Annotated in this window: 23 protein-coding genes; 14 read left to right on the top strand and 9 right to left on the bottom strand. The window is 70.1% G+C overall.

What is annotated here, in order from left to right; genetic code table 11:
* Positions 1–21: 21 nt before the first annotated feature.
* The 5 genes from LAJ50_RS19915 to LAJ50_RS19895 all read right to left on the bottom strand — a co-directional run bounded on the left by LAJ50_RS19915 (position 22) and on the right by LAJ50_RS19895 (position 2608).
* The gene (locus LAJ50_RS19915; RefSeq protein ID WP_138652403.1) at positions 22–666 is read right to left on the bottom strand and encodes a CatB-related O-acetyltransferase; all 645 of its coding nucleotides are present in this window, start codon (positions 664–666) and stop codon (positions 22–24) included.
* A 61-nt stretch (positions 667–727) separates the two neighbouring features.
* Positions 728–1108 (bottom strand): TfoX/Sxy family protein, encoded by a 381-nt coding sequence (locus LAJ50_RS19910; protein ID WP_138652401.1) that lies wholly within the window; start codon positions 1106–1108, stop codon positions 728–730.
* Positions 1109–1126: 18 nt separating this feature from the next.
* A complete protein-coding gene (locus tag LAJ50_RS19905) occupies positions 1127–1741 on the bottom strand; it encodes a glutathione S-transferase N-terminal domain-containing protein (protein ID WP_138652399.1) in 615 nt (204 codons plus the stop codon).
* 9 nt (positions 1742–1750) lie between these two features.
* On the bottom strand, positions 1751–2116 hold the full coding sequence (locus tag LAJ50_RS19900; RefSeq protein ID WP_130551468.1) for a hypothetical protein: 366 nt from the start codon (positions 2114–2116) through the stop codon (positions 1751–1753).
* 12 nt (positions 2117–2128) lie between these two features.
* Positions 2129–2608 carry an Lrp/AsnC family transcriptional regulator gene (locus LAJ50_RS19895; protein WP_138652397.1) on the bottom strand — a complete coding sequence of 160 codons (480 nt, stop codon included), beginning with the start codon at positions 2606–2608 and terminating at the stop codon, positions 2129–2131.
* A 132-nt stretch (positions 2609–2740) separates the two neighbouring features.
* On the opposite strand from LAJ50_RS19895, the gene phhA reads away from it, so the two are divergent.
* From phhA to LAJ50_RS19870, 5 genes are all read left to right on the top strand, one after another.
* Positions 2741–3631, top strand: a complete 891-nt coding sequence (phhA, locus tag LAJ50_RS19890; RefSeq protein ID WP_138652395.1) for a phenylalanine 4-monooxygenase — start codon at positions 2741–2743, stop codon at positions 3629–3631.
* A gap of 66 nt (positions 3632–3697) precedes the next feature.
* The gene (locus LAJ50_RS19885; RefSeq protein ID WP_130551471.1) at positions 3698–4141 is read left to right on the top strand and encodes a hypothetical protein; all 444 of its coding nucleotides are present in this window, start codon (positions 3698–3700) and stop codon (positions 4139–4141) included.
* Between the two features lie 87 nt (positions 4142–4228).
* Positions 4229–5209: an alpha/beta hydrolase gene (locus LAJ50_RS19880; protein ID WP_130551472.1), complete on the top strand. Its 981-nt coding sequence runs from the start codon at positions 4229–4231 to the stop codon at positions 5207–5209.
* Between the two features lie 390 nt (positions 5210–5599).
* Positions 5600–6253, top strand: a complete 654-nt coding sequence (locus tag LAJ50_RS19875; protein WP_205961520.1) for an HAD-IA family hydrolase — start codon at positions 5600–5602, stop codon at positions 6251–6253.
* A 109-nt stretch (positions 6254–6362) separates the two neighbouring features.
* Positions 6363–6677, top strand: coding sequence for a hypothetical protein (locus tag LAJ50_RS19870; protein WP_130551473.1), 315 nt, complete (start codon positions 6363–6365; stop codon positions 6675–6677).
* Between the two features lie 62 nt (positions 6678–6739).
* Here LAJ50_RS19870 and LAJ50_RS19865 read toward each other — a convergent pair whose 3' ends face one another.
* Together LAJ50_RS19865 and LAJ50_RS19860 are read right to left on the bottom strand one after the other, a co-directional pair.
* On the bottom strand, positions 6740–7654 hold the full coding sequence (locus tag LAJ50_RS19865; RefSeq protein WP_138652393.1) for an NmrA family NAD(P)-binding protein: 915 nt from the start codon (positions 7652–7654) through the stop codon (positions 6740–6742).
* Positions 7655–7891: 237 nt separating this feature from the next.
* Positions 7892–9796 (bottom strand): sigma-54-dependent Fis family transcriptional regulator, encoded by a 1905-nt coding sequence (locus LAJ50_RS19860; protein WP_138652391.1) that lies wholly within the window; start codon positions 9794–9796, stop codon positions 7892–7894.
* 243 nt (positions 9797–10039) lie between these two features.
* Between LAJ50_RS19860 and adh the strand changes: the two genes are divergently transcribed.
* The 8 genes from adh (at position 10040) to LAJ50_RS19820 (ending at position 21694) form a co-directional block, all read left to right on the top strand.
* Entirely contained in the window at positions 10040–11569 is a 1530-nt protein-coding gene (gene adh, locus LAJ50_RS19855; RefSeq protein ID WP_130532266.1) for an aldehyde dehydrogenase, read from the top strand.
* 285 nt (positions 11570–11854) lie between these two features.
* Positions 11855–14107, top strand: coding sequence for a TonB-dependent receptor (locus LAJ50_RS19850; protein WP_171044567.1), 2253 nt, complete (start codon positions 11855–11857; stop codon positions 14105–14107).
* A gap of 44 nt (positions 14108–14151) precedes the next feature.
* Complete coding sequence (locus tag LAJ50_RS19845; protein ID WP_138652387.1) at positions 14152–15864, top strand: methanol/ethanol family PQQ-dependent dehydrogenase; 1713 nt, start codon at positions 14152–14154, stop codon at positions 15862–15864.
* Between the two features lie 23 nt (positions 15865–15887).
* Positions 15888–17126 carry a cytochrome c gene (locus LAJ50_RS19840; RefSeq protein WP_138652385.1) on the top strand — a complete coding sequence of 413 codons (1239 nt, stop codon included), beginning with the start codon at positions 15888–15890 and terminating at the stop codon, positions 17124–17126.
* A 207-nt stretch (positions 17127–17333) separates the two neighbouring features.
* Positions 17334–17786 carry an azurin gene (azu, locus tag LAJ50_RS19835; RefSeq protein ID WP_224096406.1) on the top strand — a complete coding sequence of 151 codons (453 nt, stop codon included), beginning with the start codon at positions 17334–17336 and terminating at the stop codon, positions 17784–17786.
* Positions 17787–17940: 154 nt separating this feature from the next.
* The gene (gene adhP, locus LAJ50_RS19830; RefSeq protein WP_138652383.1) at positions 17941–18969 is read left to right on the top strand and encodes an alcohol dehydrogenase AdhP; all 1029 of its coding nucleotides are present in this window, start codon (positions 17941–17943) and stop codon (positions 18967–18969) included.
* 183 nt (positions 18970–19152) lie between these two features.
* Positions 19153–21291, top strand: coding sequence for a TonB-dependent receptor (locus LAJ50_RS19825; protein WP_138652381.1), 2139 nt, complete (start codon positions 19153–19155; stop codon positions 21289–21291).
* 31 nt (positions 21292–21322) lie between these two features.
* Complete coding sequence (locus LAJ50_RS19820; protein WP_138652379.1) at positions 21323–21694, top strand: DUF779 domain-containing protein; 372 nt, start codon at positions 21323–21325, stop codon at positions 21692–21694.
* 509 nt (positions 21695–22203) lie between these two features.
* Here LAJ50_RS19820 and LAJ50_RS19815 read toward each other — a convergent pair.
* Positions 22204–22407: a hypothetical protein gene (locus tag LAJ50_RS19815; protein WP_138652377.1), complete on the bottom strand. Its 204-nt coding sequence runs from the start codon at positions 22405–22407 to the stop codon at positions 22204–22206.
* Between the two features lie 12 nt (positions 22408–22419).
* Entirely contained in the window at positions 22420–22722 is a 303-nt protein-coding gene (locus tag LAJ50_RS19810) for a YciI-like protein (RefSeq protein WP_138652375.1), read from the bottom strand.
* Positions 22723–22964: 242 nt separating this feature from the next.
* On the opposite strand from LAJ50_RS19810, the gene LAJ50_RS19805 reads away from it, so the two are divergent.
* Positions 22965–24167, top strand: a complete 1203-nt coding sequence (locus LAJ50_RS19805) for an amino acid aminotransferase (protein WP_138652373.1) — start codon at positions 22965–22967, stop codon at positions 24165–24167.
* Positions 24168–24280 lie beyond the last annotated feature (113 nt).

Here is a 24280-nt window from a genome sequence, read left to right as displayed (position 1 = left end):
CCTGTGCGGCGCCGCGCGTGGTCAGTCGTGCGCGGGCGCGACGCGTTCCAGCGCGTCGATATCGCCGGCGACGATCCTGTCCAGGTGCGCGGTGATGTGCGCGACCGGCCAGTCCCACCAGGCGATGGCCTCCAGCCGGGCGACCTGCTCAGGCGCGAAGCGCGCCTTGATCGGCCGCGCGGGGTTGCCGCCGACGATGGTGTAGGCCGGCACGTCGGCGGTGACTACCGCGCGCGCCGAGACGATCGCGCCGTTGCCGATGCGCACGCCCGGCATGACCAGCGCCTCGTAGCCGATCCACACGTCATGGCCGATCACGGTGTCGCCCTTGTACGGCAACTCGCCCGGCCGCGGCATCACCGCGTCCCAGCCGTGGCCGAAGATCTGGAACGGATAGGTCGAGATGCCGGACAGCTTGTGGTTGGCGCCGTTCATGATGAACTTCGCGCCGCGCGCGATCGCGCAGAACCTGCCGATCACCAGGCGGTCGCCGATGAAGGGGAAGTGGTAGAGCACGTTGCGCTCGAAGCCTTCGGAGTCTTCCGGGTCGTCGTAGTAGGTGTACTCGCCGACCTCGATCAGCGGATTGCGCACGGTGTTGCGGATGAAGCACACCTGCGGAAAACCCCGCATCGGATGCGGATCGTCGGGACTGGGGCCATTCATGCGGGATGCCTCGCCAGCGAAGGATGGCGGCGATGGTAGCCAGTGCCGGGAGGCGGGGCGGTCAGCTGCGCGGCGGCTTCCTGGCGGGCGCGTTCTTGGCCGCGGCTTTCTTCGCGGACGCCTGTTTGGCCTTCGGCTTGGGCAGGGGCAGGGCGTCGGCAGTGGCGCGCAGCAGGCGCTGCAGCGCGTCGGTGTCCTCCAGCGCATCGGCCAGCAGGTAGTGCGGCTTGGCGCCCGGGTACGGCGGCTGTTCGATCACCTCGTGCAGCAGGCCGCGGCCGGGCGCGGTCGGCTTGAGGAAGACCTGGTTGTCGCACACCAGCGCGACCACCTTGTCGTCCAGGTACAGCGCGTACTCGCCGAACATCTTCTTCGATGCCAGCGCCGCGCCCAGCCCGGCCTGGGCGTGCACGTAGTCGATGAAGTCCGCGTCGGTTGCCATGGGTGTCCTCAAGCTTCTTCAGGGAATGCCGTTGCCGCCGTGGGCACGATAGCCGGCCCGCGTCTCCAGGCGTGCGATCCAGGCATCCACGGCAGGCAGCTCCGGGCGCGTCATCGGCGTCATCCGCCAGCGGTTGGCCGACAGCCCCAGCACGATGTCGGCCAGGGTGAAGTCCGCGCCGGCGACGAAGGCGCCGGTCGTGGCCAGCTGCGCGTCCAGCAGGCCCATCAGCCGGTTCCAGGCCGCGATGCTGGCGTCCACCGCATTGGCGTCCTGGGTCAGCGGCGCGCGCCGCACCAGCGCCATGAACGCCGGACGCCATGCGCCGTTGAGCTCGGTGGCCTGCCAGTCCATCCACTGTTCCACCCGCGCCCGCGCCAGGGGATCGACCGGCAGCAGGTCGTGGCGCCGCTGGCGCGCGGCCAGATAGCGGCAGACGGTGTTGGATTCCCACAGCACCGCGGTGCCGTCGATCAGCACCGGCACCAGCCCGTTGGGATTGAGCGCACGCAGCGCGTCCGCAGCGCCGGGGCCGTCCATCGCGTCGTGCGCCAGCGCCAGGTCCAGCTCGGCCGCCAGCCACAGCACCTTGCGCACGTTGATCGAGGACGGCTTGCCGAGCAGTTTGAGCATGGCGGTGGGTCAGTCGCTGGCGATATGCCAGCACACGCCGGCCAGGTCGATCATGTGCACTTCGCGGCCCCAGGGAAAGTCGGTCGGGGCGCCCAGGCGGAAGCCGGGAAAGCGCTGCTCCAGCCCGCGCCCCGCCATTTCGGTCCACCACGCGTCCACGTCGGGCACGACCACGCGCAGCATCAGGTTCTGGGCGACATGGTCGTCGTGGAAGTCCTGCAGGATGAAGGACACCGGGCCGCTGCGGAATCCGCACACATCGCCGGCCTCCCAGTCCTCGACGAAATCCAGTGCGGCGAACAGGCGCCGGCTGGCGGCGAAATCCGCGCCGCCCGGGACGAACGGCTGCAGGGCGGTCAACGTGGTGGCGTGCATGGTCGGTTCCGGTCAGGCGGTGGGCAGGGGGATGCCGGCGGCATCCTTGACGGTGCGCAGGACGAAGCTGGAGTTGACGTCGGCCACGCCGGCCTGGGCCAGCAGCCGATCCAGCAGGAAGCGCGAGAAGTGGTCCAGGTCGCGCACCAGGACGTGCAGCAGATAGTCCATGTCGCCGGTCAGCGCGTGGCAGGCGACCACCTCGTCCCAGCTGGACACGGCGGCAGCGAAGCGCTCGATCGCCGGCTGGTCGTGCTGGGCCAGCTGGACGCGCACGAAGGCCTGCAGGCCCAGGCCCAGCGCCCGCGCCTCCAGCCTGGCACCGTAGCCGGTGATGATCCCGGCCGCCTCCAGGCGTTGGGTGCGACGCAGGCAGGCCGAGGGCGACAGGTTGATGCGCGCGGCCAGTTCGGCGTTGCTGGCGCGGCCGTCGGTCTGCAGCAGGGCCAGCAGGCGTAGATCCGTGCGGTCGAGCGGGCTTGTGACGTCCATTTGTCGCGTCGCAACATGAAATGACGCAACAAGATTGCGCCCTGGAGGCCAGATCCTGCAACTTTCGCAAGCCCATTGCGCGCGCTTGCCGGTAGCGTGGGAGCCTGCCGTTGCCGCCCGCAGGAGACCGCCATGGACACCGTACCGCGCCGCGTCGAGAACCAGCTCACCGACAAGGGCTATGTCCCGGTCTACACCACGGCCCTGGTCGAGCAGCCCTGGGCCAGCTATAGCGCCGCCGATCACCAGACCTGGGGCCAGCTGTTCGAACGCCAGCGCGCGCTGCTGGTGGGCCGCGCCTGCGACGAGTTCCTCGCCGCGCAGGATGCGATGGGCCTGAGCGCGGACGAGATCCCGCGCTTCGACGACCTCAACGTGGTGCTGGGCGCGGCCACCGGCTGGCAGCTGGTCGGCGTGGAGGGCCTGCTGCCGGAGCTGGACTTCTTCGAGCACCTGGCGCACCGGCGCTTCCCGGTGACCTGGTGGATCCGCCGCCCCGAGCAGATCGACTACATCGCCGAACCGGACCTGTTCCACGACCTGTTCGGCCACGTGCCGCTGCTGATGAACCCGCTGTTCGCCGACTACATGCAGGCTTACGGGCGCGGCGGGGTCAAGGCGCATGGCATCGGCCCGCAGGCGCTGGTCAACCTGACCCGGCTGTACTGGTACACGGTGGAGTTCGGCCTGATCGACACGCCGCAGGGACTGCGCATCTATGGCGCCGGCATCGTCTCGTCGAAGGGCGAGTCGCTGTACTGCCTGGAGTCGGCCGCGCCCAACCGGATCGGCTTCGACCTGACGCGGGTGATGCGCACGCGCTACCGCATCGACGACTACCAGAAGACCTACTTCGTCATCGACAGCTTCGAACAGCTGATCCAGGCCACCGCGCCGGACTTCACCCCGCTCTACGCCGAGCTCGAGCATGCCGAGGCGCTGCCCGCCGGGCGCGTGCTGGACCGGGATCGCGTGTTCCAGCGCGGCACCGGTGAGGGCTGGGCCGATGGCGGGGACGTGTGAGGCGCGGCGACGCGGGGAAGATGTCGCCGCGCTAAGCTCGCCGCATCGGTCCCGGAGGGCGTGGCGATGAAGCGATGGATGCTGCTGCTGGCGCTGTGCTGCGGTGGCGCGGCCGATGCGACCTCGATCGCCCCCCGGCCGCTGTCCGAGATCCTGGCCAAGTCCGATCACGTCATCGTCGGCCGCATCGTCGAGGTGGACATGCTCGATGGGCAGGGACGGCCGGTCATCGATCTGGAGGGGCGCACGGGTCCGGGGTTCGCCAACGTCATCCGTTATCGCGTGCATGTCGAGGACGTCATGCAGACCAATGCGGTGCGCGTGCCCGCGGTGCTGGTGATCCAAGAATGGCCCGGCTGGATCATGACGCTCGGCGACATGAAGGCCTCGGTCACCGGCCAGCAGTTCGTGTTCCTGCTCAGCGGCGCCGAATTCCATCCCACCGACGCGGCCCAGTTCCGCTATCGGCTGGATTCGCAGGAGTGGAAGGCGTTGAAGGCCACGCCTTGAGCGCCGCCTCGCGTGTCACGCCTGTACCACAGCTCGCCATCCGCGGGCGTAGCATCCGGGCCTGATCCATTCGGCAAGGGAATCGCGATGCGTTGGGTGCAGGTGCTGCTGTTGCTGGCCGTGGCGGTGTCGGCGCAGGCCGCCGAGCGGCCTTCGGCCGAAACCCCCGAAGAGCTCAGCCATCGGATCCTGCTGTGGCCGGGCGGCACCGGGCCGGGCTCGGAAGGCGCACCGGCGCAGCCGACCATCGTCGACCACAGCGATGATCCGGCGGTGCCGGACCGCTCCATCCGCGGCATCCGCGCGCCGTACATGGTCGTCTACCGGCCGGCGCATCCGAACGGCAGCGCGCTGCTGGTGGTGCCCGGCGGCGGCTATGCGCACATCGTGATCGACAACGAGGGCACCTCGCTGGTGCCGGCGTTCGCCGAGCAGGCGGGCATCACCCTGTTCGTGCTGCGCTACCGGCTGCCGGACGAGGGCCATGTCGATGGCCGCGATGCGCCGCTGGCCGATGCACAGCGCGCGCTGCGGCTGATCCGGGCGCACGCGAAGGCGGACGGCCTGGACCCGGCGCGCGTGGGGGTGATGGGCTTCTCGGCCGGTGGCCATGTCGCGGCCAGTCTGTCCACGCGTTTCGAGGATGCGGTGTACGCGCCGGTGGATGCCGTCGACCGCCTCAGCGCGCGGCCGGATTTCGCGCTGCTGATCTATCCGGTGATCGACATGGGCAATGCCATCGGCCATACCGGCTCGCGCAAGCGCCTGCTGGGGCCGCATCCGGATGCGCAGCTGGTGCATGACTACTCGATGCAGAACCGCGTGAGCGCGCGCACGCCGCCGACCTTCCTGCTGGCCGCGCAGGACGACGACGTGGTGCCCGTGCAGAACACGCTGGTGTACGAACAGGCGCTGCTCGGTGCCGGCGTGTCCAGCGAGCTGCACGTCTTCCCCAAAGGCGGCCACGGCTTCGGCGTGCGCCGCATCCAGGGCCTGCCCCTGGCGTCCTGGCCGCGTCTGGCAGTGGACTGGATGGCCTGGCAGACGGCGCAGGCACCAGCGCGCTGAGAAAAGCTTTTGGCCCCCTCCCTTTCGCCGCAGGCGGAGGGGAGCTCGAAGTCGCGGCTAGCGACTGAGGGGGAGGGGTCGCTCTTCGCGCGAAGCCTCGGTCGCCGGAGATTCACCGCGAAAAGCACCCCCTCCCAGCCTCCCCCTTGCGCTGCGCGCAAAGGGGAGGAGCGGATCTTGGGCGCTGCTGCACCTCGCACGTGGCAGCGCCGTCCACTCCTCGCACCGCGCGCGCTTTTGGCCCCCTCCCTTTCTTGCACGGGTTGGGACTGGCGCATCTCGCGCTGTGGGAGAGGCGCGAACAACGTGTCGGGTCGCGCGCGCCTTCGCGCGTGGCCTGCGGGTGAGGCGATAGGCTGGTGGCCCCCCGCGTCGCTTCGGTTGTGCTTCTTGAATCCCTCTGCGCTTTACCACGCCTTCCTGTTCGACATGGATGGCACGCTGCTGACTTCGATCGCCGCCGCCGAGCGCGTGTGGACGCGCTGGGCGCTGCGGCATGGCTTGGACCCGGCCACGTTCGTGCCGACCATCCACGGCGCGCGGGCCATCGACACCATCGCCGGCCTCGACCTGCCGGGCGTGGATGCGCAGACCGAGGCGGAAGGCATCACGCGCGATGAGATCGCCGATGTCGAAGGTGTCGCGCCCATCGCCGGCGCGGCCGCGTTCATCGCCGGCCTGCCGCCGGCGCGCTGGGCGGTGGTGACCTCGGCGCCGCGCGCGCTTGCGCTGCGGCGGATGCAGGCGGCCGGCCTGCCGCTGCCGGCGGTGACGGTCACCGCCGAGGATGTGGCCCACGGCAAGCCCGATCCGGCCGGCTATCGCCTGGCGGCCGCGCGGCTGGGCGTGGCCGCCGAAGACTGCCTGGTGTTCGAGGACGCGCCGGCCGGCATCGCCGCGGCCGAGGCGGCGGGCGCGGACGTGCTGGTGATCGAGGCCGCGCACGCGCATCCGCTCCAGACGCCGCACCGGCGGGTGCGCGACTACCTGGCGCTCCAGGCGCGCGTGACACCGGACGGTCTGCGATTGCTGGACGCCGGCTGACGCGGAAACTCGCTCCCCGGCCGCCCTAACCCGGTGTTCACGGTGCTGACCGGAGGATCCTGTGAACCCCGTTCCCGTTCTGAACAGGGGATCTTGCCGGAAACGACCGATGCGCCCCAATGCCGATGAGCTGTTCGACGAACTGGCCCAGCTGGACCTGACCCTGGACGCGATCGCCGCCTGCGCCGGCAGCGCCAACCTGGCGCTGCAGCAGGCCTTGCAACGCCATGTGCGCAGCCTGCGCATCTTCCTGGACATCGACGCGGCGGCCGTGCTGCACGACGTGGCCGATGCGGCCCAGCGCGTGCTGGAAGCGAACGAGCCGCGCGTGCTGGAGACCGCCCAGCGCGACCTCGCCCGCATGCGCGCCCTGATGGACGCGATGCTGCGACGCCAGGCCGGGCAGCAGGCCACGGCCGCCTGAGGCGACCCGGCAGCGATCCGGACGGCGATTCATGTCGGTCGACGCCGGGCTGATCGCCGGCGCTAATCCACCAGGAAGGCGGCGCGGTGACGCCGCACCCAGGCCGTGACGTCGGTGCGTTCGAGCTCCGCCAGCGGGAAGGGGTACGGACCCGGCCCGGTGAGCATCGCGTCGGCCTGGTGCGGAAAGGAAGCGAAGTAGCGGAACTTGGACGCGATCCGCGCGCCCATGCCGGCACCCATGGCGGCCTCCACCTCCCGTTCGAACGCGTCGACCGGCTGCGCCCGGTAGGCGACAGGCCGGCCCAGACCCTCGCTCACGCAGGCCGCCAGCGCGGGCCCGTCCAGGTCGCGCGCGCCGCCGATCCGGTAGTCGCCCGTTGCGCCGCTTCCCAGCAAGGCGACGGCGGCGCGTGCGCAGTCGTCGACCGAGGTCCAGGCGATGCGCTGGGTGGCCGCGATCGGGGGTGAGAACACGCCGTCCTCGACGATGTCCCTGCGTACCGAAGGCTTGAGCAGGTTGTCCAGGTACATCGTCGGGCGCACGCACGCAAACGACAGCCCCGCCTCGCGCAGCGCCGCTTCCACCCGCGCATTGCCAACGAAGCTCGGTTCGGCGCAGGGCGCGGGGCGGCTCGCGCTGGCGAGCTTCAGCACCACCGCGCGCACGCCGGCCGCGACGGTCGCCTGTGCCGCGCGCCGCGCCTGCGCCACCATGGTGTCGGACGGGCCGGTGGGAATCTGCAGCACCGCGGCATCCACGCCGACGCTGGCGGCGCGCAAGGCGTCCAGGTCGTCGAGATCCGCCTCGACGGTTTCGACGCCGCTGACGGACGACCACACGGTGTGGGCACGCCTGCGCACCATGGCGCGCACGGCGAAGCCGCGCGCGAGCGCGGCCCGCACGACGGCGCCGCCCTGGACGCCGTTGGCGAGATAGACGAGCACGCGGCGCGTGGGGATATCGGAAAAGCGCATCGATTCGACTCCTGCAGGGGGCCTGATGGAACCGGATCGCGCGCGATGGCACCGAACAGGCCCGCAAGCGCACAAGGGCGCGGGACTGTCGGGGGCGCACACCGCGACGGTGTGGCCAGAGCTTTCCTCGCGGAGAGAAAAGGGCTTGGGCCTACCCAGACCAAGCGCTGCCATTTCGACCGGCGCAGTCTAGCAGCCGCGCAGCGGCCCAGGTCATGTCCGCCGGCCTCCAGGCCGTCAGTGCGTGGTGTCGCGCAGTTCCTCGCCGAGGCGGCGATAGAGGGTGCTGCGGCTGATGCCGAGCTTGCGCGCGGCGCGGGTGACGTTGCCGTCGCAGTCGGCCAGGGCCTGGCGCATCGCCGCTTCGGCCAGCGCGTCCAGGTCCTGCGCCGCCGCCGGCGCGACAGGCGCGGGCGCCGCGGCGGTCAGTGCGGGGCGCTGGATGTGCAGGTAGGACGGCAGCATGTCCGCGCCGATGGTCTCGCCCGGTTCGCTGAGTGCCACCAGGGTGCGCAGGCAGGCGCTGAGCTGGCGCAGGTTGCCGGGCCAGGCGTAGCTGGCCAGCAGGGCATGGGCCTCGTCGGTCAGGCGCCGGCCCTGGCCCAGGCGCTGCCAGAGCGCGCGCACCAGCCCAGCGCGGTCGCCGTGTTCGGCCAGCGCGGGGATGCGCACGGTGTGGTGGGCGATGCGGTAGTACAGGTCGGGGCGGAAGCGGCCCTCGGCGATGGCCTCGTCCAGCTCGCGATGGGTGGCGCAGATCAGCGCGAAGTCCAGCTTGACCGGCTTGCCGCCGCCCAGCGGCAACAGTTCGCGCTCCTGCAGCACGCGCAGCAGCCGCGGCTGCAGCGCCAGCGGCATGTCGCCGATCTCGTCCAGGAACAGCACGCCGCCGTCGGCCTGGCGCAGCAGGCCGGGGTTGCCGTGCTTGCGCGCGCCGGTGAAGGCGCCGTCCTCGTAGCCGAACAGTTCGGCCTCGATCAGGCCTTCGGGCAGGGCCGCGCAGTTGACCGCCACGAACGGCCGGCCGGCGCGTGCGCAGCGGCGGTGCAGCTCGCGCGCGAAGACCTCCTTGCCGGTGCCGGTCTGGCCCTGCACCAGCACCGGCAGGCCGGCGTCGAGCACGCGCCGGGCCCGCGCCAGGCAGGCGTCCTGCCCGGCATCGAACAGCGGGGCGTCGCTGGCCTGCGGGTCGACCGCGGCCGAGACGGTGATCGGCGGGCGCACCGCGGGGCGACGGGGACGGGCCTGGCCGTCCTCGACGCGGCCGTGCAGCGCGCGGCCCTGGCGGTCCAGCAGCACGCCGTCGTCGCGTAGCCGCGTGAGCGCGTCGGCGAACAGGCCGGTGTACGAGGCGCGCCCCAGTTCACCACGCTCCAGGCCGAACAGCTGCAGGCCGGCCTGGTTGGCAGCGACCAGCTTGCCGTTGCGGAAGGCCAGCAGGCCCTCGCGCGCGGTGCCCAGCAGCGCCGGGTCGCGGTGCAGGCGCAGCAGTTCGGCATCGGGGATGCCATCGTCGAAGTAGCGGTGCTCGATGCTGGCCACCGCCATCCGCGCCAGCCCCAGGGCGTGCATGTGCGAGACCCGCGCATCGCCGGAGATGTCCAGCACGCCGATGCGCGTGCCGTAGGGGTCGAAGATCGGCGTGGCCGAGCAGCTGAGGATGCCGTGCGGGGCCAGGTAGTGCTCGCCGCCGTGCACGACCACCGGGCGGCCCTCGACGATGGCCGTGCCGATGGCGTTGGTGCCGACCTGGGCCTCGTTCCAGCAGGCGCCGGGCATCAGCGCCACGCGGCCGGCGCGGTCGAGGAAGCTGGCGCTGCCCTCGGCATCGAGGATCCAGCCGTCCTCATCGGTGAGGATGACGATGCTGCCGGTGGCCGCCGCGTCGGAGGACAGCAGCTCCAGCTCGGCGCGCGCCAGGCGCCACAGCCGCTCGTGGCCCTCGCGCAGCTCGCGCAGGCGGGCGGCGCTGACCGGCTCGATCTGCGGCGCGCCCTGCGCCGGCAGCCCCAGGCGCTGACAGCGCACCCACGAGCGCAGGATGGTGTCGGGCACCTTGCCCACCGGCGCGCCGCCGTGTTCGAAGAACGCGCGCCGCGCCGCGCCCAGGGCGCGATCCGAAGCGGTCTGCGGCTGTGCCATGTCCCAACTCCCTCAGGTGTCGCATTTTGCGACAGCGCAACGGCGCGCTGTCCCAATAAACATCACAGCGCGCGGGCGCTTGCAACGGGCAGGCGTGATGCACCGCAGCAGCCGCGGCGGACGAACCTCGGCGCGCCGCGGCCTGGCAGCGTGACGCGGCGCAGCACCGCGTTTTTGGCATCGGCCTTGCGCTGGTGGGCACACCCATTGGGCGACACACACCGAAGCATCAGGAGACCCCGCATGAACGCCGTCACCAGCACCAAGCCGATGTCCACCGACCCGCAGTCCATCTTCAAGAAGCGCTACGCCAACTTCATCGGCGGGGCCTGGGTGGAGCCCAAGAGCGGCCAGTATTTCGACAACATCACGCCGGTGACCGGCAAGGCCTTCACCCAGATCCCGCGCTCCAACGCGCAGGACGTGGACGCCGCGCTGGACGCCGCGCATGCCGCCAAGGACGCCTGGGGCGCCACCTCCCCGACCGAGCGCGCCAACATCCTGCTGAAGATCGCCGACCGCATCGAGGCCAACCTCGAGCTGCTCGCCTACGCGGAGACCTGGGACAACGGCAAGCCGATCCGCGAGACGCTCAACGCCGACGTGCCGCTGTGCGCCGACCACTTCCGCTACTTCGCCGGCGTGCTGCGCGCGCAGGAAGGCAGCATCTCGGAGATCGACAAGGACACCATCGCCTACCACTTCCACGAGCCGCTGGGCGTGGTCGGCCAGATCATCCCGTGGAACTTCCCGCTGCTGATGGCGTGCTGGAAGCTGTCCCCGGCGCTGGCCGCCGGCAACTGCGTGGTGCTCAAGCCCGCCGAGCAGACCCCGGCCTCGATCCTGGTGCTGATGGAGGTCATTGGCGACCTGCTGCCGCCAGGCGTGCTCAACGTGGTCAACGGCTTCGGCCTGGAAGCGGGCAAGCCGCTGGCCTCCAGCCCGCGCATCGCCAAGATCGCCTTCACCGGCGAGACCACCACCGGCCGGCTGATCATGCAGTACGCCTCGCAGAACCTGATCCCGGTGACGCTGGAGCTGGGCGGCAAGTCGCCCAACATCTTCTTCGCCGACGTGATGGCCGAGGACGACGATTTCCTGGACAAGGCGGTGGAAGGCTTCGTGCTGTTCGCCTTCAACCAGGGCGAGGTCTGCACCTGCCCCTCGCGCGCGCTGATCCAGGAATCGATCTACGAGAAGTTCATGGAGAAGGTCATCGCCCGCGTGGAGGCGATCAAGCAGGGCAACCCGCTGGACCCCAACACCATGATCGGCGCGCAGGCCTCCGGCGAGCAGCTGGAGAAGATCCTGTCCTACATCGACATCGGCAAGCAGGAAGGCGCGGAAGTGCTCACCGGCGGTGCGCAGAACAAGCTGCCGGGCGAGCTGGAGGGCGGCTTCTACGTCAAGCCGACCGTGTTCAAGGGCCACAACAAGATGCGCATCTTCCAGGAGGAGATCTTCGGGCCGGTGGTGTCGGTGACGACCTTCAAGGACGAGGCCGAGGCGCTGGCCATCGCCAACGACACGCTCTACGGCCTGGGCGCCGGCGTGTGGAGCCGCGATGCCTCGCGCCTGTACCGCATGGGCCGCGCGATCCAGGCCGGCCGCGTGTGGACCAACTGCTATCACGCCTACCCGGCGCATGCGGCCTTCGGCGGCTACAAGCAGTCGGGCATCGGCCGCGAGACGCACAAGATGATGCTCGACCACTACCAGCAGACCAAGAACCTGCTGGTGAGCTACTCGCCGAAGAAGCTCGGCTTCTTCTGACCGGTTGGAAGGATCGCATCGCACCTCCCCGCGTCGGGATGCGATCCATCGCCGCGGTGCGCCGACCTGACCACAGGCCGGCGCACCGCAGCCTCTGCAACCGCGTTCAAGGAGCTCCATATGGCCGTCTGCAACGACGACCAGCGGCGAAGCGGTGTCCGGCACGTGCCGGCCGCTGCACGTCTTCGCACCCCGTCTTCGACCTCTTCCGCCCAGCGGATGCCGTCGCGGCGCGCGCTGTGCCGTGCGCTGGCGCTGGCCCTGCTTGGAGCCTGCCCTGCCCTCATGCCCGCGCTGGCCGCCGACACCGCCACACCCGGCATCACCACGCTGCCCACGCTCGACGTGGTCGGCGTGACGCCCAATGGCGATGCCACGCTGCCGGCGGACAAGTCGCCCTATCCGGTGCGCGGGCTGGATGCGGACCAGCTGGACCGCATGACCTCGGTCGACCTGACCGAGGCCATGGATCGCCAGGTGGCCGGCATCAGCCTCAACAGCGTGCAGGGCAATCCGCTGCAGCCGGATGTGCAGTTCCGCGGCTTCACCGGCTCGCCGCTGCTGGGCATCGCCCAGGGCATCGCGGTCTACCAGGACGGCGTGCGCGTCAATGAGGTCTTCGGCGACACGGTCAACTGGGACCTGCTGCCGCAGCAGGGCATCGACCGGCTGGACGTGGTCACCGGCGCCAACCCGGTGTTCGGTCTGAACACGCTGGGCGGGGCGATCGTGCTGCGGTCCAAGAACGGCTTCGACGATCCGGGCACGGCGCTGTCGTATGAGGCCGGCTCGTTCGGGCGCGAGGTGGCCAGCGTCGAGTCCGGCGGCAACAACGGCACGCTGGGCTACTACGTGCTGGCCGACCATCTGTACGAGCAGGGCTGGCGCGATCTCTCGCCCACCCACGCCCGCCATTACATGGCCAATTTCGGCTGGCGCGGCGAACGCGCCGCGCTGGATCTGGACCTGGCCAAGGCCAGGACCGACCTCACCGGCAACGGCGCGCAGTCGATCCAGGCCATGCGCCGCGACTACGCCAGCATCTTCACCGCGCCGGACCAGACGCAGAACGACCTGACCCAGGCCAGCCTGCACGGCCGCTACGACATTGCCGACGACGTGGTGCTGAGCGCGATGGCCTACCAGCGCACGGTCAGGACGCGCTCGTTCAACGGCGACACCAGCGACGCGGAAGCCTGCGAGGACGATCCCGCTTTCTTGTGCGAGGACGAGGACGACCAGGGCCAGCCGACCTTCGTCACCGACCAGAACGGTGATCCGGTCTCCTCCGACTACGATGCGGTGAACAACATCGGCCACCGCCGCCAGCGCGCGCACGGCGGCAACGTGCAGCTGGTGTTCTCGCGCCCGCTCGGGGGCCACGACAACCAGCTGGTGCTCGGCGGCGACTGGCTCAGCGGCAACGTGCGCTATTCCAGCATCGTCGCGCCGGCGGTGCTGCTGGAGGACCGCAGCACCTCGCGCGATGCTGGCCTGCAGATTCCCGATCAGGCACTGGACGTGTTCGCCAGCACGCGCACCTACGCCTGGTACGCCACCGACACCTTCAGCCTCACCGAGGCGCTGGCGCTGACCCTCTCGGCCCGCTACAACCACACCCGCACGCGCATCGCCGATCGCTCGGGCGAGAACCCGGACCTCAACGGCGAGCACGTGTTCTCACGCCTGAATCCGGCCGCGGGCCTGGCCTGGAAGTTGAGCACCTCGCTCACCGCCTATGGCAGCTACAGCGAGTCCACCCGCGCGCCCACGCCGGTGGAACTGACCTGCTCGGACGAGGACGCGCCGTGCAAGCTGCCCAACCAGTTCGTCGCCGATCCGCCGCTCGACCAGGTGGTGGCCAAGAGCTGGGAGGCCGGACTGCGCGGCCGCGGCGCCGGCGTGCAGTGGCAGGCCGGCGTGTTCCGCACCACCAGCCATGACGACATCCTGTTCCAGGCCGTCGGCGGGGCGACCTCCAACGAGGGCTTCTTCGCCAATGTCGGCGACACCCGCCGCCAGGGCCTGGAGCTGTCCGCGCAGGGCCGCCTGGCGGGCGACCGGTTGGAGTGGTCGGCCAGCTATGTGTGGCTGGATGCGACCTACCAGGACGGGTTCACCGAGAACGCGGTCCACAACCCGCAGGCCGACGCCGACGGGCAGATCACCGTGCAGCGCGGCGATCGCATCCCGGGCCTGTCGCGGCACCAGCTCAAGGCCGGGGTCGAGTTCGCGCTGAGCCAGGCCCTGCGCATCGGCATCGATGGCCAGTACCGCAGCAGCCAGTCCCTGCGCGGCGACGAGTCCAACCAGCTCGCGCCGCTCGGCGGCTATGCGCTGTTCGGCCTGCACGCGCGCTGGGACGTGACCCCGCGCCTGCAGCTGAGCGCGCGCATCGAGAACCTCACCGGCAAGCGCTACGCCAGCTTCGGCACGTTGGGCGAGCCGGGCGACGTCTTCCCCGGGGATTCCGATCCCCGGTTCCTGGGGCCGGGCGCCCCGCGCGGTGGATGGGTCGGGGCCCGCTACCGCTTCTAGTCCACCGCATCCCCAAGGCAACCCATTACCCAGGAGAGCGACACATGCACATCCATCGTCCCACCACCCAGGCGCTCAAGGCGCTGGCCGTGGCCAGCGTGCTGGCCTGCAGCGGCGCGGCCAGCGCCGCCGACGCCCCGTATGCCCCGGTGACCGACGCGCGCCTGAAGGCCGCCGCCAGCGACAGCGGCTGGCTGATGTACCGCCGCGACTACACCAGCCGCGGCTATGCGCCATTCAAGACCATCGACAGCGGCAACGTGGCCAACCTCAAGCCGGCCTGGGACTGGAAGAGCGAGTTCGACATGGGCCACGAGGCCCCGCCGATCGTCAACGGCGACTATCTGTTCATCACCACGCCGAAGAACCACCTGATCGCCTTCCAGGCCAGCACCGGCAAGAAGCTGTGGGAGTACGCCCACGACCTGTCCAACGTCGGCCTGAAGACCATCTGCTGCGACGTGGTCAATCGCGGCGTGGCGCTGTACGAGGACAAGGTCTACATGGCCACCCTGGACAACCACGTGGTCGCGCTGAACGCGCAGACCGGCGATGTGGCCTGGAACGAGCAGCTCAACGCGCCCGATGTGGGCTATGCGATGACCCTGGCCCCGCTGGTGGTCAAAGGCAAGGTGATCGTGGGCGTGTCCGGCGGCGAGTACGGCGCGCGCGGCTTCATCGAGGCGCTGGACGCCAAGACCGGCAAGCAGGTGTGGAAGCTGCACACCATCCCGCTGCCGGGCGAGCCGGGCGGTGACACCTGGCCCAAGGGCGCGGCCGAGACCGGCGGCGGCGCGGCCTGGCTGACCGGCAGCTACGACGCCGACACCGACACGCTGTTCTGGGGCGTGGGCAATCCCGGCCCGTGGCTGGCCACGCTGCGCCCGGGCGACAATCTGTACACCGACTCGGTCATCGCGGTGAACCCGGCCGACGGCAAGATCAAGTGGCATTACCAGTACACGCCCAACGACACCTGGGACTACGACGGCACCAACGAGACGGTGCTGACCGACATCACCTACAAGGGCAAGAAGTACAAGGCCATCGTCAGCGCCAGCCGCAACGGCTGGTTCTATGCGATCGACCGCACCAACGGCAAGCTGATCTATGCCGAGAAGTTCGCCACGGCCACCTCGGTCAGCGGCTTCAAGGACGGCAAGCCGGTCACTGATCCGGCGATGCGCCCGACCGTGGACAAGGAAGTGTTCACCTGCCCCAGCTTCCTGGGCGGCAAGAACTGGTGGCCGATCTCGGTCAGCCCCGACACGCACATGGCCTACGTGCCGACCCTGCACACCTGCATGACCATGAAGGGCGCGGCGGTCAGCTACAAGGCCGGCCTGCCGTTCCTGGGCGAGACCTTCCTGGTCAAGCGCGACCCAGCCTTCCCCAACCACTGGGGCGCGGTGCAGGCGATCGATCTGAACACCGGCAAGCAGGTCTGGAACTTCCCGTCCGAGCTGCCGTGGAACGGCGGCATGTTGACCACCGCCGGCGGCCTGCTGTTCTCCGGCAGCGCCGATGGCTACCTGTACGCGTTCGACGCCAAGACCGGCAAGGTCCTGTGGAAGAGCCCGCAGATGGCCTCCGGCGTGCTCGGCGTGCCCTCCACCTGGACCGTCAACGGCAAGCAGTACGTCGGCGTGTACGCGGGCTGGGGCGGCGGCGTGCCGATCTGGGGCGGCGAGATGGCCAAGGACCCGAAGGTCCGCAACATCCCGCTCGGCGGCCACCTGTACGTGTTCTCGCTGTAAGCATTCGCACCCGGAGCCAGGCCATGAAACACACCCCGCACCCCACCCTCCTCCGTTCCGTCGTGTCGCTGGCGCTGTGCGCCGGCGGCATCGGCGCCGCCCAGGCCGCCGTCTCGGTCTGCGTGGACAGCTCCAGCCCGACCGCGGCGATGGACAAGGCCATCGCCGCGGCCGTGGCCAGGCAGCAGAAGACCACCTTGTCGGTGCATGCGTTCGACGGCACCGGCGATGACGATGAAGGCTTCGACCTGAAGGAGTTCAACAAACTGGCGGCCAAGGACTGCCAGCTGGTGTTGGGTTTCCCGGTCGATGCCAGCGCCTCGGGCGTGCCCGAGGGCCTCAAGGCCACCGCCGCCTACGGGCGCACCGGCTTCGTGCTGGTCACCCCGCGCGGCAGCCAGGCCCGCTCGCTGGCCACGCTGCCGCCGGGCAGCCCGGTCGCGGTGACCTACCAGACCACGCCCAACCTGTACTTCGCCGATTACCCGAAGCTGCAGGCCGACGTGCACCTGACCAACGACGACGCCATCGAGGCGCTGGAGCAGCACAAGGTCGGCGCCGCCATGCTGTGGCGTCCGGCGGTGGTCGGCTGGCTGAGCGCGCACAAGGACGCCGCGCCGTTCGACTATGCCGAGCTGGACGAGCCGCATGCGCGCTGGAACCTGGTGGCCCTGTACGACCCGGCCAACGCCGCGGCCGCGCAGGCCTTCGAGGCCAGCGTCGCCGCGCTCGGCGCCGACGGCACGCTGGGCAGGCTGCTGGATCCCTACGCGGTGCTGGCCACGCCGCAGGGCAGCGGCAAGGCCCAGGCCAACGCGACCACGCAGGCGATGTTCAGGCGTGGCGCGCAGCTGGCCTGGAACGGGCCAGGCGGCGGCGCGGCGGCCGCGACCGCCGCAACCACGCCGGCCGGCGATGCGCCCAAGCTGTTCACCGCCGCGCAGGCCGAGAAGGGCAAGCAGGACTACGCCGACAACTGCGCGCTGTGCCACGGCGACACGCTGGCCGGGCGCGCCGGGCCGGCGCTGAAGGGCAAGCACTTCGCCAACCCGGCGGCGGGCTTCCACGTGGGCGACATCTTCACCATCGTCTCGCAGAACATGCCCGCCACCCAGCCGGCCAGCCTGGACCACGACACCTACGCCGACATCATGGCCTTCCTGCTGCAGGAGAACGGCTATCCGGCCGGCGACAAGCCGCTGACCTTCGACGAGGCCAAGGCCTCCAAGGAGCCGCTGGTCTATCGCGGCACCGACCCTTAGGCCAGCGCCGCCGCGACGCGGATTGGCGCGTGGCGGCCGTGGCCCGGCGACGGGAGATCGACCTGGATCCCTTTCATCCCGGTCGGCCCGCGCTTCTGGCGTTCCACCCCGCACCGTGCGCATCCGCGGGGGATGCGCGCGGTGTGGGCCCCTCCTGGAGCGAACCGCTCCAGCCCCCTTACGCACAAGAAAAGAGGACCACCGACGATGCGCAAGCTGTTTTCCACCCTGGTCTTGCTGTGCCTGGCCTGCATGGCCCCGACCGCGTTCGCCAGGACCTGTGCGGTCGCCATCAGCGGCGACGATGCGATGAAGTTCGACAAGACCGAGATCCGGATCGACCCAGCCTGCACCCAGGTGAGCGTGACCCTGACCCATACCGGCAAGCTGGCCGCCAACGTGATGGGCCACGACTGGGTGCTGGCCAGGACCGCCGACATGGCCGGCATCGACGCCGATGGCATGAAGGCGGGCATGGCCGCCGGCTTCCTCAAGGCCGGCGACGCGCGCGTGATCGCCCATACCAAGGTGATCGGCGGCGGCCAAAGCGACACGGTGACCTTCGCCACCTCCAAGTTGAGCAAGGGCGGCGACTACAGCTTCTTCTGCTCCTTCCCGGGGCACTCCACGATGATGAAGGGCAAGTTCGTCTTCGGCTGAGTCGAAGGCATGGCGGCCGTGCCGATGCCGAGCGCGCGCCGCCTGTTTCATCCGCCGAAGGGCCGGGTCGGGACATTGACCCGGATCAAGGCGGGTCCCGCCGCACCGGCCTAGCCTGCGATCCGGGACCTTTTCCACAGGAGTTGTGAGCGCGATGAACAAGACGATGAAAGCCGCCGTGGTGCGCGAGTTCGGCAAGCCGCTGGTGATCGAGGAAGTGACCGTGCCGCGGCCCAGGGCCGGCGACCTCCTGGTCAAGATCGAGGCCTGCGGCGTGTGCCATACCGACCTGCACGCGGCCGAGGGCGACTGGCCGGTCAAGCCCAATCCGCCCTTCATCCCCGGCCACGAGGGCGTGGGCCATGTCGTGGCCGTGGGCGAAGGCGTCACCCACGTCCGCGAAGGCGACCGCGTGGGCATCCCATGGCTGTACTCGGCCTGCGGCCACTGCGAACACTGCCTGGGCGGCTGGGAAACCCTGTGCGAGGCGCAGCAGAACACCGGCTACTCGGTCAACGGCGGCTTCGCCGAGTACGCGCTGGCCAATGCCGGCTACGTCGGCCACCTGCCGAAGAACGTCGGCTTCGTCGAGGTCGCGCCGATCCTGTGCGCCGGCGTCACTGTCTACAAGGGCCTGAAGGTCACCGACACCCGGCCCGGCAATTGGGTGGTGATCTCCGGTATCGGCGGGCTGGGCCACATGGCGGTGCAGTACGCCAAGGCGATGGGGCTGAACGTGGCCGCGGTGGACGTGGACGACGCCAAGCTGGCGCTGGCCACGCGCCTGGGCGCGACGGTGACGGTCAACGCGCGCACCACCGATCCGGTGGCGTACCTGAAGAAGGAGATCGGCGGCGCGCACGGCGCGCTGGTCACCGCGGTCTCGCCCAAGGCCTTCGAGCAGGCCATCGGCATGGTCCGCCGCGGCGGCACCGTCTCGCTCAACGGCCTGCCGCCGGGCCAGTTCCCGCTGGACATCTTCGGCATGGTCCTCAATGGCGTGACCGTGCGCGGCTCGATCGTCGGCACGCGCCTGGACCTGCAGGAGTCGCTGGAGTTCGCGCAGGCCGGCAAGGTCGCCGCGACCGTGAGCACCGACACCCTGGACAACATCAACGACGTGTTCGCCAGGATGCATGCCGGCCGGATCGAGGGCCGGGTGGTGCTGGACATGGCGGCGTAGACGGCGATGCCTGCGCACCGCGCGCGCGACCAGGATCCGCGTCGGAGGCGCGGATCTTCACCCCTGCGGGCCGCGGGCGTGTTCTCCTTGTCGCGTGCGCCCGGCATGCGATCCCGCACGGGACGCGCGCGGCCCATGCCGCGCGGGGGCGCACGCTCCCTTCCCCACGATGTTTCGACGTTGATGATCCGTTTCCGCCCTGCTTCGCTGCACGTGGCCTGCCTGGCCGCGCTGTCCGTCTCCACCCCCGCCCTGGCCGATCAGGCCGCCGCGCCGACCGATGCGCTCACCCTGGACCGCATCGTGGTGACCACGCGCCTGGAGCGCGTCCCCGCCTTCCGCGTGCCCGCCTCGGTGTCCAGCATCGACCTGGGCGAAGGCGGCCACAACGACGTCAACCTGTCCGACGAGCTGCAGGGCGTGCCTGGCCTGCTGGCGCGCGATCGACAGAACTACGCCCAGGACACGCAGCTGTCGGTGCGCGGCTTCGGCGCGCGCACCACCTTCGGCGTGCGTGGCATCCGCCTGTATGCCGACGGCATCCCGGCGGCGATGCCCGACGGCCAGGGCCAGGTCTCGCACTTCAACCTGCTCGGCGGCGGCCGCGTGGACGTGCTGCGCGGGCCGTTCTCGGCGCTGTACGGCAATTCCTCCGGCGGGGTGATCCAGCTGTGGAGCGCCGCGCCGACCCAGGCGCCCGAGCTCACGGTGCAGAGCACCTACGGCCGCGACGACAGCTGGACCGCCGGAGCCCGCGTGCGCGGCACCGCCGGCGCGGTGGGCTACAACGTGGCGGTGCAGCGCTTCATGACCGACGGCTACCGCCAGCACAGCGCGGCCGACCGCGATTCGGGCAATGCCAAGTTCACCTTCGACCTCGGCAACGCCGGCACGCTGGACCTGGTCGGCAACGCCTTCCGCAGCGATGCGCAGGATCCGCTGGGCCTGACCAAGGCGCAGGTCGACGCCGACCGCACCCAGGCCACGCCGCAGGCCGAGCAGTACGACACCCGCAAGTCGGTGCAGCAGAACCAGCTGGGCGCGCTCTACACCCTGCCGCTGAGCGCGCAGCAGACCGTGCGCGTGTCCGCCTGGAGCGGCAACCGCAAGGTGGTGCAGTACCAGGCCATTCCCGCCGCGACCCAGGCCAACCCGCTGCAGGCCGGCGGCGTGATCGACCTGGACAGTGACTACGGCGGCGCCGACGGGCGCTGGTCGTGGCAGGGCGAGGCGGCCGGGCGGCCGCTCGAGTTCACCGCCGGCACCAACTTCGAGAAGCAGCGCCAGCAGCGGCGCGGTTACGAAAACTTCGTCGGCAGCACGCTGGGCGTGCGCGGGCGGCTGCGCCGCAACGAACGCGATGTGGTGGAGAACTTCGACCAGTACGCGCAGGCCTACTGGGAGTTCCTGCCGCGCCTGTCGCTGCTGGCCGGCCTGCGCCACAGCCAGGTGCGCTTTTCCTCGCACGATTTCTACGTCACCGCCGGCAACCCGGACGACAGCGGCCGGCGCACCTATTCGGAGACCACGCCGGTGGCCGGCCTGAGCTTCGCCGCGCGCGAGGATCTGAGCGTGTATGTGTCGGTCGGGCGCGGCTTCGAGACGCCGACCTTCAACGAGATCGGCTACCGCGCCGATGGCGGCGCGGGGCTGGCCTTCGACCTGCAGCCCTCGATCAGCCGCAACGTCGAGCTGGGCGCCAAGTGGCATGCGCAATCCGGCGCGCATGCCGAGCTGGCGCTGTTCCGCGCCAACACCGACGACGAACTGGCCGTGGCCCGCAACGTCGGCGGGCGCAGCAGCTACCGCAACGTCGGCAGCGCGCGCCGCCAGGGCGTGGAGCTGAGCGCCGGCCTGCCGCTGGCGCAGGACTGGTCGCTGGACCTGGCCTACACCTATCTGGACGCGACCTTCCGCGACAGCTTCCCGATCTGCACCGCCGCCGGCTGCAACAACCCCACCACCCTGGTGACCGCCGGCACGCGCATCCCCGGCACCGCGCGCAACCAGCTCAACGCGACCCTGGGCTGGCGCCACGGCGACTGGAGCGCGCAGCTGGATGGCGAAGGCGTGGGCGATGTCACCGTCAACGACGCGGGGACCGCACGCGCGCCGGGGTACTTCCTGCTCGGCCTGGAGGCCGGCTATCGCTGGCGCTACGCCAGCGGCGCGTTGAAGGGCTTCGTGCGCGTGGACAACGCGCTGGACCAACGCTACATCGGCTCGGTCATCGTCAACGAAGGCAATGGCCGCTACTACGAACCCGGCCCGGGCCGCGGCGTCATGGTCGGCGCACGCTGGACCTGGGGCGGCGACGGCTGATCGCCCACACCCAACCCACCAGGAGCCCGCCATGGACACCCGCCAGGTCATCGCCACCCTGCCCGCCCTGCAGCTGATCGAGCGGCTGCGCAGCCGCCACGGCCCGGTGCTGTTCCACCAGTCCGGCGGCTGTTGCGATGGGTCCTCGCCGATGTGCTATCCGGTCGGCGACTTCATCGTCGGCGATCGCGATGTGCGGCTGGGGGAGATCGGCGGGGCGGATTTCTACATCAGTCCTTCGCAGTTCGAGTACTGGAAGCGCACGCAGCTGATCATCGATGTGGTGCCCGGGCGTGGCGGGATGTTCTCGCTGGACAACGGCGAGGGGGTGCGCTTCCTGGTGCGCTCGCGGCTGTTCGCGGATGAGGAGTTCGAGGCGTTGCAGACGGAGGGGAAGGTTTAGGTTCCACCTTCGTTGTTTGCCCTGTTGGCGTCGCTCAGGGACAAGTGTGCAAGAGCAAAGTCCCTGGATTCCCGCGTTCGCGGGAATGACGATCTGAAAGGGCTGCTTCGGCTGTTGCTGTTGCTGTTGCTGTTGCTGTTGCTGTTGCTGTTGCTGTTGCTGTTGCTCGAGAGCTTCTGCTTTTGCTGTTGCTTTACCTGTCTGAGCCGTAAAGCACGCCGAGCACCGCAGCGAAGCAGGGCCGAAGAGGCGCCCTGTTCGAGCGAAGCGAGTTTGGGCGCCGTCCCTAAAAGGGGATAAATGCCCTGCTTCGCGAGGAGCGCAGGGGACCGACGCGCAGCGTCGGCGTGCGTTTTACCCCCTCTTCGGGGCCCGGCGAGAAGCGGTTTTGGCTACTTTTGACAAGACAAAAGTAGCTCGCGCCCGTAGGCGCGAAAGCCTTTGCATCAAGCGCGCCGCAGGCGCGTGCTTTTAACTCAAAGCGCAGAGGCGTGCGGCCAAGCGCGCCCTCAGAACCGCACGAAGTACGGCACCGCCATCAACCCCACCCCCACCACAAACGTCACCCAGGCGCTATCCACAAACCACGTGAACACCCCCAACGCCAAGCCACACAACGCCGGCACCAGCGCCCGCTGCCGCACCCCGTACACCAGGTAGCCGCCCCCGATCGCGCCGAACAGCAGCCCCCACAGCAGATTCGCGGTGTCCATGCCGGGCCGCCCTCAACCGAGCAGCACGCGATGCGCCGCGTCGGCGCCGACCACCGTAGTCCACGGCCTCACCGTCCAGCTGGCGACGATGCCCTCGACCACGTAGGGATCGCCTTCGGCGAAACGCCGCGCGGCGCTGTCGTCCTCCCCCTGGAACAGCAGCAGCGCCGACTCGGGCGGATCGCCGACCGCGCCGCCCAGCACCAGCTCCCCGCGCGCCACCGCCTGGCGCGCATAGGCCAGATGGGCGGCCCGATGCAGCGGGCGGCGCTGCAGGTAGTCGGCGGCGGTCTGATAGAGCAGCAGGAAATGCATGGGCGGCTCCGGCAGGGCAGCCCCCAGTGTGGTCCCCGGCCAGGCCGGCTTCAATCGCGCCGCGCGGCTGAATGGTGTCGCCCGCAACCACCGCAGGATGGGACAAACCCGCGCCGTTGCGCGCTCTGCGCTTGCCCGCGCCTGCTACGATTGGCGCCCTTTCGCGCGCCGGGGGCCATCGCCGCCGACACGCGGAACGCGCCGCGTCGCGTCCCCTTCCTCCCGCCATGTCGAGTCACGCCGTGTCTTCTTTTGCATCCGTTGAACAGGTCCCGGGCGATCCCATCCTGGGCCTGACCGAGGCCTACAACCACGATCCCCGCCCGGGCAAGGTCAACCTGGGCGTGGGCATCTACTACGACGAGACCGGCCGCATCCCGCTGCTCAAGGCCGTGGCCAAGGTCGAGGAAGCCCTGGCGCTGGAAGCCAAGCCGCGCGGCTACCTGCCGATCGACGGCCTGCCGGCCTACACCCAGGCCACGCGCGAGCTGCTGTTCGGCAAGGATTCGCCGCTGCTGGCCGCCGGCCGCGTGGCCACCACCCAGACCGTCGGCGGCAGCGGGGCGCTGCGCGTGGGCGCCGAGACCCTGCGCAAGCTGCTGCCGCACGCCACCCTGGCGCTGAGCAAGCCTTCGTGGGAGAACCACCGCGCCGTGTTCGAGGCCGCCGGCTTCGAGGTGGGCGAGTACACCTACTTCGACGCGGCCACCCACGGGGTGGACTTCGCCGGCATGCTGGCCGACCTGAAGGCGCTCAAGCCCAAGACCACCGTGCTGCTGCACGCGTGCTGCCACAACCCGACGGGCGCCGATCTCACCGTCGAGCAGTGGAAGCAGGTGGCGCAGGTGCTGAAGGAGGGCGACCTGTTCCCCTTCATCGATCTGGCCTACCAGGGCTTCGACAAGGGCATCCGCGAGGACGCGGCCGCGCTGCAGGTGATCGTCGACGCGGGTATCAGCGACTTCATCGTCGCCAGCTCGTACTCCAAGTCGTTCTCGCTGTACGGCGAGCGCGTGGGCGCGCTGTCGATCGTGGCGGCCACCGCCGAGCAGGCCAAGGCCGTGCAGTCGCACGTCAAGCGCATCATCCGCACCATCTACTCCAGCCCGTCCACGCACGGCGCCGCCCTAGTGGCCGGCGTGCTGAACAACCCGGAGCTGCGCGCGGAGTGGGAAGACGAACTCACCGCCATGCGCGAGCGCATCCACTCGCTGCGCGCGGGCCTGGTGCGCAAGCTGGCCGAAGCCGGCGCCGGCGATTTCGACTTCATCTCCAGGCAGGCCGGCATGTTCAGCTACTCGGGCCTGACCAAGGACCAGGTGGATCGCCTGCGCGAGGAGCACGCCATCTACGCCATCGGCTCCGGCCGCATCTGCGTGGCCGCGCTCAACGCCGGCAACCTGGAGCGCGTCGCCCAGGCCATCGCTCAGGTGGTCAAGGGCTAGTAGCGCATGGGGGAGGCCAGGAGTGGAAAGTGAGTGGATGCCCGGCTCACTTTTCACTCCTCCACGCGCACTGCTTGCGCCGGTACGTCGCTTCCGGGCCGTCCGAGCAGATC

The sequence above is a fragment of the Pseudoxanthomonas sp. X-1 genome (genome assembly GCF_020042665.1).
GTDB lineage: Bacteria > Pseudomonadota > Gammaproteobacteria > Xanthomonadales > Xanthomonadaceae > Pseudoxanthomonas_A > Pseudoxanthomonas_A spadix_A.
The sequence above is the reverse complement of the archived record's forward strand: the minus strand, read 5'-3'. Positions and strand labels throughout refer to the sequence as shown.

Excerpts from the sequence above, each read along its gene's own strand:
- adhP (WP_138652383.1), top strand. The coding sequence starts at position 17,941 with ATGAACAAGACGATGAAAGCCGCCGTGGTGCGCGAGTTCGGCAAGCCG.
- phhA (WP_138652395.1), top strand. The coding sequence starts at position 2,741 with ATGGACACCGTACCGCGCCGCGTCGAGAACCAGCTCACCGACAAGGGC.
- LAJ50_RS19860 (WP_138652391.1), bottom strand. The coding sequence starts at position 9,796 with ATGGCACAGCCGCAGACCGCTTCGGATCGCGCCCTGGGCGCGGCGCGG.
- LAJ50_RS19865 (WP_138652393.1), bottom strand. The coding sequence starts at position 7,654 with ATGCGCTTTTCCGATATCCCCACGCGCCGCGTGCTCGTCTATCTCGCC.
- LAJ50_RS19870 (WP_130551473.1), top strand. The coding sequence starts at position 6,363 with ATGCGCCCCAATGCCGATGAGCTGTTCGACGAACTGGCCCAGCTGGAC.
- LAJ50_RS19820 (WP_138652379.1), top strand. The coding sequence starts at position 21,323 with ATGGACACCCGCCAGGTCATCGCCACCCTGCCCGCCCTGCAGCTGATC.
- LAJ50_RS19840 (WP_138652385.1), top strand. The coding sequence starts at position 15,888 with ATGAAACACACCCCGCACCCCACCCTCCTCCGTTCCGTCGTGTCGCTG.
- LAJ50_RS19825 (WP_138652381.1), top strand. The coding sequence starts at position 19,153 with ATGATCCGTTTCCGCCCTGCTTCGCTGCACGTGGCCTGCCTGGCCGCG.
- LAJ50_RS19885 (WP_130551471.1), top strand. The coding sequence starts at position 3,698 with ATGAAGCGATGGATGCTGCTGCTGGCGCTGTGCTGCGGTGGCGCGGCC.
- LAJ50_RS19880 (WP_130551472.1), top strand. The coding sequence starts at position 4,229 with ATGCGTTGGGTGCAGGTGCTGCTGTTGCTGGCCGTGGCGGTGTCGGCG.
- LAJ50_RS19915 (WP_138652403.1), bottom strand. The coding sequence starts at position 666 with ATGAATGGCCCCAGTCCCGACGATCCGCATCCGATGCGGGGTTTTCCG.
- LAJ50_RS19905 (WP_138652399.1), bottom strand. The coding sequence starts at position 1,741 with ATGCTCAAACTGCTCGGCAAGCCGTCCTCGATCAACGTGCGCAAGGTG.
- LAJ50_RS19850 (WP_171044567.1), top strand. The coding sequence starts at position 11,855 with ATGCCCGCGCTGGCCGCCGACACCGCCACACCCGGCATCACCACGCTG.
- LAJ50_RS19900 (WP_130551468.1), bottom strand. The coding sequence starts at position 2,116 with ATGCACGCCACCACGTTGACCGCCCTGCAGCCGTTCGTCCCGGGCGGC.
- adh (WP_130532266.1), top strand. The coding sequence starts at position 10,040 with ATGAACGCCGTCACCAGCACCAAGCCGATGTCCACCGACCCGCAGTCC.
- LAJ50_RS19815 (WP_138652377.1), bottom strand. The coding sequence starts at position 22,407 with ATGGACACCGCGAATCTGCTGTGGGGGCTGCTGTTCGGCGCGATCGGG.
- azu (WP_224096406.1), top strand. The coding sequence starts at position 17,334 with ATGCGCAAGCTGTTTTCCACCCTGGTCTTGCTGTGCCTGGCCTGCATG.
- LAJ50_RS19910 (WP_138652401.1), bottom strand. The coding sequence starts at position 1,108 with ATGGCAACCGACGCGGACTTCATCGACTACGTGCACGCCCAGGCCGGG.
- LAJ50_RS19895 (WP_138652397.1), bottom strand. The coding sequence starts at position 2,608 with ATGGACGTCACAAGCCCGCTCGACCGCACGGATCTACGCCTGCTGGCC.
- LAJ50_RS19845 (WP_138652387.1), top strand. The coding sequence starts at position 14,152 with ATGCACATCCATCGTCCCACCACCCAGGCGCTCAAGGCGCTGGCCGTG.
- LAJ50_RS19810 (WP_138652375.1), bottom strand. The coding sequence starts at position 22,722 with ATGCATTTCCTGCTGCTCTATCAGACCGCCGCCGACTACCTGCAGCGC.